General features: G+C 25.1%; 11 protein-coding genes and 1 pseudogene. 6 read left to right on the forward strand and 6 right to left on the reverse strand.

Annotation, left to right across the window (positions count from 1 at the left end; all coding sequences use genetic code 11):
• Positions 1–47: 47 nt before the first annotated feature.
• Positions 48–452: a pyridoxamine 5'-phosphate oxidase family protein gene (locus BN899_RS07560; RefSeq protein WP_042274306.1), complete on the reverse strand. Its 405-nt coding sequence runs from the start codon at positions 450–452 to the stop codon at positions 48–50.
• Between the two features lie 140 nt (positions 453–592).
• On the opposite strand from BN899_RS07560, the gene BN899_RS07565 reads away from it, so the two are divergent.
• Positions 593–919 carry a winged helix-turn-helix transcriptional regulator gene (locus BN899_RS07565; RefSeq protein ID WP_042274309.1) on the forward strand — a complete coding sequence of 109 codons (327 nt, stop codon included), beginning with the start codon at positions 593–595 and terminating at the stop codon, positions 917–919.
• A gap of 104 nt (positions 920–1,023) precedes the next feature.
• Here BN899_RS07565 and BN899_RS07570 read toward each other — a convergent pair.
• Positions 1,024–1,610 (reverse strand): annotated as a pseudogene (locus BN899_RS07570) (class I SAM-dependent methyltransferase); the annotation flags it as partial.
• 351 nt (positions 1,611–1,961) lie between these two features.
• Here BN899_RS07570 and BN899_RS07575 point away from each other — a divergent pair.
• From BN899_RS07575 to BN899_RS19735, 5 genes are all read left to right on the forward strand, one after another.
• Positions 1,962–2,627, forward strand: coding sequence for a response regulator transcription factor (locus tag BN899_RS07575; RefSeq protein WP_042274310.1), 666 nt, complete (start codon positions 1,962–1,964; stop codon positions 2,625–2,627).
• A gap of 538 nt (positions 2,628–3,165) precedes the next feature.
• Positions 3,166–3,621, forward strand: a complete 456-nt coding sequence (locus BN899_RS07585; RefSeq protein ID WP_052356731.1) for an ATP-binding protein — start codon at positions 3,166–3,168, stop codon at positions 3,619–3,621.
• Positions 3,622–3,764: 143 nt separating this feature from the next.
• Positions 3,765–4,532, forward strand: a complete 768-nt coding sequence (locus tag BN899_RS07590) for an ABC transporter ATP-binding protein (protein ID WP_042274312.1) — start codon at positions 3,765–3,767, stop codon at positions 4,530–4,532.
• The gene (locus tag BN899_RS07595) at positions 4,522–6,276 is read left to right on the forward strand and encodes an FtsX-like permease family protein (protein ID WP_242824126.1); all 1,755 of its coding nucleotides are present in this window, start codon (positions 4,522–4,524) and stop codon (positions 6,274–6,276) included. Before BN899_RS07590 ends, BN899_RS07595 begins: the two co-directional genes overlap by 11 nt.
• A gap of 29 nt (positions 6,277–6,305) precedes the next feature.
• Positions 6,306–6,632: an FtsX-like permease family protein gene (locus BN899_RS19735; RefSeq protein ID WP_330362495.1), complete on the forward strand. Its 327-nt coding sequence runs from the start codon at positions 6,306–6,308 to the stop codon at positions 6,630–6,632.
• 53 nt (positions 6,633–6,685) lie between these two features.
• Here the strand turns inward: BN899_RS19735 and BN899_RS07600 are convergent, their stop codons facing one another.
• From BN899_RS07600 to BN899_RS07615, 4 genes are all read right to left on the reverse strand, one after another.
• Complete coding sequence (locus BN899_RS07600) at positions 6,686–8,617, reverse strand: sensor histidine kinase (RefSeq protein WP_042274313.1); 1,932 nt, start codon at positions 8,615–8,617, stop codon at positions 6,686–6,688.
• Positions 8,618–8,934: 317 nt separating this feature from the next.
• Positions 8,935–9,777: a class I SAM-dependent methyltransferase gene (locus BN899_RS07605; protein WP_042274314.1), complete on the reverse strand. Its 843-nt coding sequence runs from the start codon at positions 9,775–9,777 to the stop codon at positions 8,935–8,937.
• A 221-nt stretch (positions 9,778–9,998) separates the two neighbouring features.
• Positions 9,999–11,156, reverse strand: coding sequence for an ABC transporter permease (locus BN899_RS07610; RefSeq protein WP_042274315.1), 1,158 nt, complete (start codon positions 11,154–11,156; stop codon positions 9,999–10,001).
• Positions 11,157–11,159: 3 nt separating this feature from the next.
• Complete coding sequence (locus tag BN899_RS07615; RefSeq protein ID WP_042274316.1) at positions 11,160–12,047, reverse strand: ABC transporter ATP-binding protein; 888 nt, start codon at positions 12,045–12,047, stop codon at positions 11,160–11,162.
• Positions 12,048–12,099 lie beyond the last annotated feature (52 nt).

Consider the following 12,099-nt stretch of genomic DNA (forward strand, 5'->3'; position numbering starts at 1 on the left):
TTTTATATCAAAGATCTCATTTTTTATTTAGACACTTTTTATTATATTTATAAGTTGTATTCCTTTGGTGGCTCTCCTGAAAAATCTGAAATTACAGCTTTAGCACCTTCAAGATGGAACACCTCAAAATCAGGATTTTTAGCGCTTTGATATATTGATTTAACAAGCTCACTCGATTCTATTACCTTTGTCTTAACATCTACATTATTTGAAAATATAGCTTTACCACTTAGTCTAATCCAAGCAAATTTAGAACTTGATGATGTTAATTCAACATATGGATTATTTTCAATCTCTTTATATACATCTTTTTTATTACTTGTACAAAAATACAGATTTCCATCATCTTCAAGCATAAATTGGAATGGACGAACTTTTGGTTTTCCATCTAATCCTACTGTGGCAAAATATTGAATCTGATTTTCTTTTAAAAATTCTACTACTTTATTCATTTATATAACCTCCATAAATAATTTATTGAATTTAGCTCTTTTCAATACTATAATAGATTCATTAGTATCTATTGTCTAGTAAGCACCTTAAAGTGCTATAGTATCCAAAAGGATACTATTTAGGAAAGGAGCCATTCTTTATGAAAGAAAATTTACCAGCTTGTCCTGTAGAAATCACCTTACAACTTATCGGAAATCGTTGGAAGGTTTTAATTATAAGAGAATTATTAGATGGAACAAAACGATTTGGAGAATTAAAAAAATCTATTGGCAATATAACTCAAAAAGTTTTAACATCAAATTTAAGATCTATGGAAGAAAGTGGTCTAGTAACTAGAAAAGTATATGCAGAGGTTCCCCCAAAGGTTGAATATAGTTTAACTGAAACTGGATATAGTCTTGATCCAATTTTAAAATCTATGTTTGATTGGGGAGAAGGATATAAAAATAAAACTATTAATAAATAATAAAAATGTATCAGTATAAAAATAAACTAAAAGTATTATATAGCTTTTAGTTTATTTTTATATAAATTGACGCATCTAATCTAGATTTATACAGATATAATTATTTATTTTTTCCTTGCAGATATTAGTAACATCATTGGACGCCTTAATTCATCTGACATTTCTGGTATTTCTTTTAACATTGATTCTTCTGGCATAGGCTCTACTATTTTTGTTATTTCAAAACCTAATTGTACTAAAGTATTAATATATGTAGATATTGTCTTATGATATTTTACAACTTCTTCACCTAAGAATATTGATTTACGTATGTCCTCAGTAAAGTAATTATCTACCGGCCAATGAATTTTATTACCATTTTCGTCATAATACCAATCTTGTTTCCCTTGAGATGTAAATATCGGATGTTCTACTGAAAATACAAAGTCCCCACCTTTTTCAAGACAATTATATATCTTATCGCATATATTCTTAAATGATTTTATATAGTGCAATGCTAGCGAACTTATTACAACATCAAAGGAATCTTTTGGATAGTCTATATCTTCTATTGGCATTTTAATATACTCAATGGCTTTATCTGAATTATTTTTTTAGCTTCTTCTAGCATATTTTTTGATAAATCAATTCCTATAGCTGACTTTGCTCCGTTTTCAATTGCATATTTACAGTGCCAGCCAAAACCACATCCTAAATCTAGTACCCTTTTTCCTTTAAATTCAGGTAGCATTTTTTTAAGTTCATGCCATTCTCCAGCTCCAGATAATCCATTAATTGAACGATTCATTTTTTTATATTGATTAAAAAAATTCTCATTATCATATTTATTTTCTTTCATTTTTATTTCCCCTTTAAATTTTTATTAAAATATTTATATTATTTATAGTTATTGTAACATAGCTATTTCTACAATCTATGTTAAAGAATATTTCTGTATTATTTATTAGCATTTTCATTATAATATCTTTAAGTGGGTCAAAATAATCTATATTATGGTAAAATAGAAAGCATAAACAAAGTTTTAAATTTATGGAGGATATATATGGAACAAATTTTCATAGTTGAAGATGAAGCAAAACTTAGAAATGAAGTACTTACTCTTCTAGAAAGAAATGGTTATAAATGTTCTACTAGCGATGACTATCAAAATATAATACAAAATATTCTTAATTTACATCCTGATTTAGTACTTCTTGACCTTAATCTACCCGTGTATGATGGATTTTATATATGCAAAGAAATAAGAAAACAATCAGAAATACCTATTATAGTAGTTACAAGTAGTAAAAGTGATCTTGATGAACTTGACGTGTTAAACTTAGGTGCAGATGATTTTATTAATAAACCATTTAATTCTAGAATACTTTTAGCACGTATAGCATCTGTACTAAAAAGAACTTCTGGTAAAAGTAAGCCTCTGATAGTTACGCATAATGGTGCTGTACTTGATGTATTAAAAAGCAAAGTATCCCATAACAATCAAAGCGTTGAACTTACTAAAAATGAACTTGGAATACTTAAGATATTAATGGATAATAAAGGAAATATAATTCCTAGAAACGAAATTATCAGTAGCTTATGGGATATGGCTGAATTTGTTGAGGATAGTACACTTACTGTAAATATAAATAGACTTAGAAAAAAGCTTGAAGACATTGGACTTAATGACTATCTAATTACTAAAAGAGGGCAAGGTTATATGGTATGACTATGACACAGTATTTAAAAGATAAATTTTTTAGTATCTTTATATTATTTATTACTTCTATTTTATCATTTACATTTATGTATTTAATTGATATAAACATATACTCTATTATATTTATTGAAATGATGTTTATTTTTAGCTTAGTCTTAATAACTTTTTTAGATTTTATTAAAAAGAAAAATACTATGATGATTTTCTAAAAACACTTAAAGATATAGATGAGAAATCTTACATCACAGAAGTAATTCAAAAGCCTAATTTTATAGAAGGAGAAATTTTATACGATGCTTTAAAAATAGAAAGTAAGTATATAAACGATATAACATCAGCTTATAATAATAAATTTAGAGAGTATAGACAATACATTGAAACATGGGTACATGAAGTAAAAACTCCTATTGCGACTTCTAAATTATTAATTGAAAATAATAAAAATATTACTACCTTAAGTATTGAAGAAGAAATTACAAAAATAGATGATTATATAGAACAAGTATTATATGTATCAAAAAGTGATACTGTAGAGAAAGATTATCATGTGAAAAAATTATATTTAAAAGATATTGTAATGAACTCTATCAAGAAAAAGTCAAAAGAAATAATAAATGAAGGTATTAAACCTATTATGCATGATTTAGATTTTTATATATTATCTGATGCTAAATGGATAGAATTTATTATTGGACAAATTATTAGTAACTCAATAAAGTATAAAGGTAATAAACCTATAATTGAATTTTATGGGGAAAAAGCTAACAATAAAGTAAGTTTATATATAAAAGATAATGGAATAGGGATACCTCCTGAGGATATTTCTAGGGTGTTTGAAAAAGGATTTACAGGTGCTAATGGTAGAAAAAAATACTCAAATTCAACTGGAATTGGTTTATATTTATGTAAGAAACTATGTGCTAAGTTAGAAGTTGATATTGATGTTTTACCTAATATAATTGATGGAACAATTATAAAATTAACTTTTGCAGAGGCTAAATAATAGCCTCTTTTTTAATTGTATATAAGTTAGTATTTTTATTAAATGTCTATAATATTACAAAGGTGTTATATTCATGTTATGTAAAACTGTGGATGGGATTTTTTATGATGATATTATTAGATTAAGAAAAGGAGGTAATATCTATGAATAAAATATTAAAAGTTAAAAATGCAGGAAAATACTACAGAAATAGGGGAAGCCTTACAAAGGCTGTTGATAATATAAGCTTTGAGGTTGAAAATGGTGAATATATAGGTATTATGGGTGCATCAGGTAGTGGTAAAACTACTCTTTTAAACTGTATATCTACAATAGATAAAGTAACTGCCGGTAATATTTATATAAATAATCAAGATATAACTAAAATGAATGAAGATGAATTATCTAAATTTCGTAGAGAACAGTTAGGATTTATATTCCAAGATTTTAATTTACTAGATACTCTCACTGCTCGTGATAATATAGCTTTAGCTTTATCTATTACAGGAGTTAAGCCAGAAGAGATTGATCGTAGAATTGATAGTATATCAAATAAATTAGGAATTTTAGAAATCCTTAACAAATATCCATACGAAATTTCTGGAGGACAAAAACAAAGAATAGCATGTGCAAGGGCTATAATTACAAATCCTTCTCTAATATTAGCAGATGAACCTACAGGTTCTCTAGATTCTAAATCAGCAAAAATGCTTTTAGAAAATCTAGAATTTTTAAACGAAGAGCTTAAAGCTACTATATTGATGGTAACTCATGATGCTTTTACTGCTAGTTACTGTAAAAAAATATTATTTATAAAAGACGGTAAAATCTTTAATGAATTAGTTCGTGGAAATGATACTCGTAAGGAATTTTTCAATAAAATAATAAAAGTAATATCACTTCTTGGAGGTGACAACCAACATGTTTTATAGAAAATCATCAAAAAAGAAATCTAATAGAAAAAGTGATTATGTTTCTCATGTTTCAAATGAATCATTTAAAAAGTTAGCATCAACTAATGTAAAAAAGAGTATGAAAGATTATCTTATATACTTTATAACTCTTGTATTTGGTGTAGCTCTTTTGTATACATTTAACTCTTTAGATGATAACTTGGCCATGCTTAATGGAAATAATCTATTAGACTCATATATTTATTTTTCAAGAGGAATTGTAGCAGGATTTTCAGTACTAATATGTATTATATTTGGTTTTTTAATTACTTATGCTAATAATTTCCTTATGAAAAAGCGTAAAAAAGAGTTTGGTATATATACAACTCTTGGTATGGACAAAAGAGATATAAATAAATTAATGTTTAAAGAAACTATAATAATAGGTACGTTTTCTTTAATAGTAGGACTTATAATAGGTATATTTGCCTCGCAGGGAATTAGTATAATAACATTTAAGATGTTAGGACTTAGTTCATCAGAGTTTAAATTTTCATTATCAATAGCTTCTATTATTAAAACAGTACTATTCTTTGGACTTGTTTTATTGTTAGTTAATAAATTTAATAAAAAAACTATAAAAAAGAATAGTTTAATAGATTTATTGAATTCAAGTAAAAAAAATGAAATGTCAGTTGCAAAAGGAAAAAAATCACATATAATAATATTTCTTTTATCAATTTTACTAACATTATCATCATACTTTATACTATTAACTATTCGACAATCTGTATTAACATTCAGCGTATGTATAATATTGATGACATTAGGTATTTATTTATTCTTTATGTCAGTATCTGATTTTATAATATTAAGATTTAAAAAACATAAAAGTAGATACTATAAAAATTTAAATATCTTCGTTGTAAATCAAGTAAGTAGTCGTATTAAAACAATGGGTATGTCTATTACAGTTATTTGTTTATTGTTATTTATTTCTATGATGATAATGCCTTTTGGTATGTCTATTAGCAATTATATTATTGGTGATTTAAAAGAAGCTACTCCTTATGATGTTACTTTATTTGAATATGTTTATAAAGGAGATGAATTTATTAGGTATAGTACTGGAAACAATGACTTAAATAGTAAAGTTCCTTCAATTAAAGATACACTAATAAAAAATAATTTTCCTCTAGAGTCTTTTGCTTCTAATACTAGTGAATTAAGATTATACTCTTTAGAAAATATAAATATCTCTGACTTTACAAGTAATACTAGTGAATTAAGTCAAGATTCAGATACTAATCTTTATATAGTACCTCTTAGTGATTATAATGCTTCTAGAAAGCAAAGAGGACTTAAAGAAATAAATTTAAAGGACGATGAGTTTGCAATAAATTGTACTGTAGAAAATATTAAACCAATATATAAAAATTATATTAAAAATCAACCAAAATCTATTGAGGTAAATAGTAAAAAACTTAACTTAAATCAATCAGATTTATATACTAGTTCTTATTCTACAGATCAGGTTCTAATGGATAATGGAACTTTAGTTGTACCAGATAAGGTATTAAGCAATCTAAATCCAGTTAAAACCATATTGAATATTAACTATAAAAAAGCAGGTAATGAAACAGAAAATAAATTTATTTCTACTTATTCCAATTATAGATATAAGCTTAGTGATTTTCAAAATTATATGATAAATTATAAATCAGTTATAGATGGAGAAAAAATTTCACTTAATGTTGCACTTTCTTCATATCAATATATATAGGTATTATATTACTAATATCAGCTGGTGCTATATTAGCTCTTCAACAGCTTACTGAATCAACTGTTAACAAGGAAAGATTTGAATTACTAAAAAAGCTTGGAGTTAGCGAAAAAGATATGAAAAAATCAATATTTATGCAAATATTTATATTATTTGCTATTCCATTGACGTTAGCTCTTGCAAATACTATATTTTTATCTAAAGCCATATTTGTTGTAAGCCCAGAAATAACACAAATAGGAATTGTTAAAAATCTATTACTAACAACAGCTATAGTTATTATAGTATATGGAATATACTTCTTCTCAAGCTATTTTGAAAGTTTAAATATAATAAATGAAAAGAAGACTATGTAATAAAAAATCCCATTAGTAGTTATTAACTAGTGGGATTTTTTATTACATAATTTTTAATTTAAATATATATCTGAAAGTTCTAATTTTGATTTTCTATCAATTTCTTTATTATTATATCTTTCATATTCTATTTCTTCACTTAAAGCAGTAATAGGAATTTCTACTGTAAATGTTGTTCCTTCATTTATCTTTGATTCAACACTAATCTTTCCATTATGTGATTTTACAAATGATTCTACTATCGTAAGTCCTATACCACTTCCTTCATTTTTCCTTGTTGTAGTAGTATCTAATTGAACGAATCTATCATATATTTTTTCTAAATCTATTTTACTAATTCCTATACCTTCATCTTTTATACTGATTTTTAATGTATTATCATCCTTTTCTAAATTGACATATACAGTTCCTCTATCCTTTGAAAACTTAATTGCATTCGATATTAAATTAAGAATAATTCGCTCTATTTTATTGATATCAATTGCCATTATAATTTCCTCATCAGTAGTATCAAATATAATATCTAAGTTTTTAGCTTTTACAAAAGGTACTATAGACTCAACTATATCTTCTATAAGTAAAACTATATTTACATTTTCTAATTCTAAATTTAGTTCACTTGATTCATATTTTTCTGCATCAATTATATTGTTTATTAACCTAAGTAATCTATTGCAGTTAATATCTACAAGCTGTACATTATTTTCATCTAAAACATATCCATTATTTTTATATTTGGATTTTGTAAGTTGCATTACAGACATAATAACCGTAATTGGAGTTCTTAGTTCATGAGTTATATTAGACATAAAGTATGACTTTAATCTATTTGCTTCATTTGATTCATTTATTGCTTTTATAAGAATTTTTTCGTATTTTTTCTTATTATGAATACAAATTATTAATGCAATAATTGCAGCTATTAACCCTATAAAAAATATAATTATAGAAAGAATCAAAAAACTATACTTATCAAATACTGTTGTTAAATCATGTTTTAATATTGTACCTTTAGGCAACTGGCTCTTCTTTATATTAAAATCTTTCATTCTTTTATAATCAAATATATATTGATTTATACCTTCTGTATCTATATATACATTATTTAAATTTTTACCTAATAAAGTAGACTTTACTATCTTACCTGCTTCCTTTGCTTGATTATAATCACTAACAACTATACCTCCAATATCACCATATCCTATACCATATTCTGAAACACTATATACAGGTACTTTATTATTGTATGTTTTTATAAAATCAGAAACCTTCATACAATCTAAAAGATGATCTTTAAATCTATATGAATTAAGTCTAATAATTGCATCATTTTCATCCAAAGTTTCTAGCTTCTCTTTAAATTCAGTAACTGATATATTGCTAGTTTCAATATAATTAATATTTACTCCGCTATCTATGTGTTTTTTTTCATCATATAATACAGATTTATTAAAAGAATCTTCCTTATAGTCACTTATAATATAGATATTTTCTGTGTTTTTATGAATATTTGTAATTAATTCTATATTAGAATCCAGTGATTTTGCTTGTCTTATTCCTGAAACTAAATCATATGTAAGTGCATTTTTAATAAGTTCTTTATCTTCTACTCCAAAAAATACGATTGGTGTATCTTTAAATAGGCTATCTCTATGTTTTATAGCAAATTCTAAAGCCTTATCACTATCAAGTATAATAGCATCTAATCTTTCTTCTTGATCTTCTATTTTATTATAAAAGTATTTTTCATTATAATCGTTGTTCATTGTATTTGGATACATAGATTCTGTTTTTAAATTAAATTTTCTTCCAATTCCATCGAGTATCCCACTAATTTTATTATCAAAACTTGCAGCGTTAGTATCATATAGACTAATAAATAATATGTTTTTCTCTTCTAAAGAAGATAAACTAGTTACTCCATGATATATCAGTAAAAATAAAATAATTATAATCGTATAAATTATATATTTGTATCTATTCATATGCATCTCCTTAATTACACTATGTTTAACATACATTTTTCTCAAGCAAAGTTATTTTATCACAGAATTTACTGATTATTCTCTTTTTTTATACAACAAATTTCCCTAATTTTATACATTTTTTTGAATATTTAGAGTTTATATATAACTTTTAACCTTACAAGTAAATATTTTAAATAGTTGTATTAATACCTAGTTCACAAATTTATATTAAAAAAACACTCTTAATATAATAAGAGTGCTTTTATATAATAAACTTATTTTATTCATTTTTCATTAGCTGACCATTTTAAGTCACCATATTCTACTGGCTACTTCTATTTATTAGCGTCCCAAATTAAAACACCAAGATTATTTTCATTTTCCTCAATAAACATATTATTTTTTAAATTATTTGTAATGAAATATTCTATTTTATTTATAGTTTTTTCGTCTAGATTTATATATTTCTTATACCTTTTTATCAATTTGCTCACTGCTTTTTCTTTGTCCATACTATAAACCCAATTGCAAGGAGTGTAAAATACAATTGGTCTATAATTATTAAAATACAATATATTAAAAGGATATATCACATTGCTTATATCACTTTTATCTATCTTTTGCCCTAAAATTTCATAATCACATTTATCTAATATATGATTTTTTCCCATCCCATCTGTACCTATATAACAACAGTATCCTTTAGATACTTTATTCATTTTAAATAAGTCATCTGTATTATAGCATCCAGGATTTAAGCTACAAAGTACAAAATCATATTTTTTTATCATATTATTATTTCTTAAGTCTATACTGCTCCAATCATCTTTAACTATATTTATATTGTTTATACCTTGTGATTTTATCTTTTCTTTTAATACCTCTAGCATACCTTCTGAATAATCTAGAGCATCTACTGTTTTACAAACACCACTTAATGCTATAGAATAGGCTCCTGTTCCACAACCTAAATCCAAAACTGTACTTTCTTCATTTATGTATCCAAGACTTTCAAGCTTTTCTATTACATCGTCTATTCTTTCACTTCCTACTGAATCATCATAATCATTTGATGAATTGTTCCAAATATGTATATTTTCTTCAGTAGTATTTTTGTTTAAAATATAATTTTTGCCAGCTTCAATCCATTTATCTTTCCAATAATTTAAGTTATCCATATTCCCTCCCATAATCTTATAAATAATACTAAATACATTTTAAACAAAAAAAGGCCAGAGAACTGAGTCTTCTGACCTTTTATAAATATCTTCTGATATTACAATTTTCTATTTACAAGATAATTGTAGTACATCATACATTGTCTTTCAATAATAGATTTTATCACTAATTATAAAAATCCTAGAGGTTCAAAGTCTCTCTTATGGATTTATTTAAGACACTATATAGATTGTTTTTTCCCAAAATATCTTATTAGATACATAGCTATTGGAATACTAATTAAGACTAAACTTGTAAGTACTGTAGAGTATAAAGTCGGATTTCCTAGTATATTGTAAATGTTTGTAGTTCTAAACATGCCTTGTATTCTAATAGCTTCTGCAAAGTTTATTTCACTAACTATCTTTCCAACACCTTCAGTTATAGAAAATCCTGCTAAGAATGAAGGTAAATAATACATACCTAAAGTAATAATTAATGAAATCATATTGTTCTTTGTAACTAGTGATATTAATATTGCAACTAGAGTAAATAGTATCGCTCCTATAAAACTTACTCCTAATCCTGTTATGTAAAATTTAATTATGCTAATATCAAAAGGTGTTGCTTCATATCCAATTAAAGAATTTAAAGGTAAATCCCATCCTATAAAATTATACATAGCAGTATAAATACTATATATTGAATGTATCAATACAAATGATATAGTTGTAAAAATTAGACTAGATACTATCTTAGCTAATACTAGTTTTCCTCTTCCATTTCTAGAACTTAGCATTATTGATGCACTATTGCTTTGATATTCATCACTAAAAACTGTTGCTACTCCAATTGCTATTGATGTTGATATAAGTGTTGCTATTACATTGAAGTCCATACTTTTTGTCCAATCACCTTTAAAGAAAAACTTCGGTTGTTCTTTATTTTTTATTAAGCTATATACATAGTTAAGATTTTTATATTCATATGTATCAGTTTCATTTATATCCTCTAATCTATTTATTTCTTTTTTAATATCCTCATATGTATAATTTTCCCCATTTATATAATAATTAGGATTTATATCTACTCTAGCATCAAATAGATAATTGTAATATATAAATTCATCCTTTGTTAATTCTTCATCTAATTTTATTTTATCTCTTATTTCTTCTGATTTTTTTATTAAATCTTTAAAACCTTCTAGTGTTAATACAGAACCTTCATATGGTTTGAGTGCTTCATAAATTTCATTTACACTTTTTATTCCATGTTTACTTAAATTTATTTTTTCAATTATTACTGGTGAAGCAGAAAACAATACTACACCTATAATTAATACCCATACAGATTTTCTTGAAAATATTTTATACAATTCAAATTTTATTAATTCTCTCATATTCTACCCCTTATTAGTTACTTTTTCATTAAAATAATATAAAAACACATCTTCTAAATTAGGCTCTTCTTCTGTACATATACCTCCATCTAAATAAGGTTTGTCCTCATCTACTATCCTTACTACTACTTTATCCTTTTCTCTTGATATATTAGATATATTAAACTTGCTTTTAATTTCATATAGCAGATCTTCTTGAACTTTAATGCTATATACCTTACCTCTTACTTTATTTATAATTTTACTTGGAGTAAGTTTTTCTATAAGCATTCCATCTTTCATAACTAAAATTTCATTAGCTATAAATTCAATGTCAGAAACAATATGGGTTGATAGTATAATTATCTTATCTTTTGATATATCTGATATTAAATTTTTAAATCTTACTCTTTCATTAGGGTCAAGTCCTGCTGTTGGCTCATCTAATATTAATATTTTAGGATCATTTAACAATGCTTGGGCTATACCTAGCCTTTGTTTCATCCCCCCAGAAAATCCTCCGATTTTTCTTTTTTTATCACTTTCTAAGTTTACAAACTTTAAAAGCTCATTTATTTTATCTTTAGCTTTATTTTTATCAAGTCCCTTTAATGCTGCTACATAATATAAAAATTTTTCTGCTGTAAAGTTTTTATAAAACCCGACATCTTGTGGTAAATAACCTAATAATTCTCTATAGTTGGCACCTAGGCTACTTTTACTTTTATTATCTACATAAATTTCCCCTTCACTTTGTGTAGAAACATCTGCAAGTATTCGCATAAGAGTTGTTTTTCCTGCTCCATTTTTTCCTAAAAGTCCATATACTCCATTGTTTAATGTAACTGAAAAATTATCAACAGCAACTTTATCCTTAAATCTTTTGCTTATATTATCTATCCTTAACTCCATAACTTTCCTCCTAAAATTTTAACCCCTTATAATCAATATAATTTATTGTTCT

The sequence above is a fragment of the Faecalimicrobium dakarense genome (genome assembly GCF_000499525.1).
Taxonomy (GTDB): Bacteria; Bacillota; Clostridia; order Peptostreptococcales; family Peptostreptococcaceae; genus Faecalimicrobium; species Faecalimicrobium dakarense.

Excerpts from the sequence above, each read along its gene's own strand:
- BN899_RS07560 (WP_042274306.1), bottom strand. The coding sequence starts at position 452 with ATGAATAAAGTAGTAGAATTTTTAAAAGAAAATCAGATTCAATATTTT.
- BN899_RS07565 (WP_042274309.1), top strand. The coding sequence starts at position 593 with ATGAAAGAAAATTTACCAGCTTGTCCTGTAGAAATCACCTTACAACTT.
- BN899_RS07575 (WP_042274310.1), top strand. The coding sequence starts at position 1,962 with ATGGAACAAATTTTCATAGTTGAAGATGAAGCAAAACTTAGAAATGAA.
- BN899_RS07590 (WP_042274312.1), top strand. The coding sequence starts at position 3,765 with ATGAATAAAATATTAAAAGTTAAAAATGCAGGAAAATACTACAGAAAT.
- BN899_RS07595 (WP_242824126.1), top strand. The coding sequence starts at position 4,522 with ATGTTTTATAGAAAATCATCAAAAAAGAAATCTAATAGAAAAAGTGAT.
- BN899_RS07600 (WP_042274313.1), bottom strand. The coding sequence starts at position 8,617 with ATGAATAGATACAAATATATAATTTATACGATTATAATTATTTTATTT.
- BN899_RS07605 (WP_042274314.1), bottom strand. The coding sequence starts at position 9,777 with ATGGATAACTTAAATTATTGGAAAGATAAATGGATTGAAGCTGGCAAA.
- BN899_RS07610 (WP_042274315.1), bottom strand. The coding sequence starts at position 11,156 with ATGAGAGAATTAATAAAATTTGAATTGTATAAAATATTTTCAAGAAAA.
- BN899_RS07615 (WP_042274316.1), bottom strand. The coding sequence starts at position 12,047 with ATGGAGTTAAGGATAGATAATATAAGCAAAAGATTTAAGGATAAAGTT.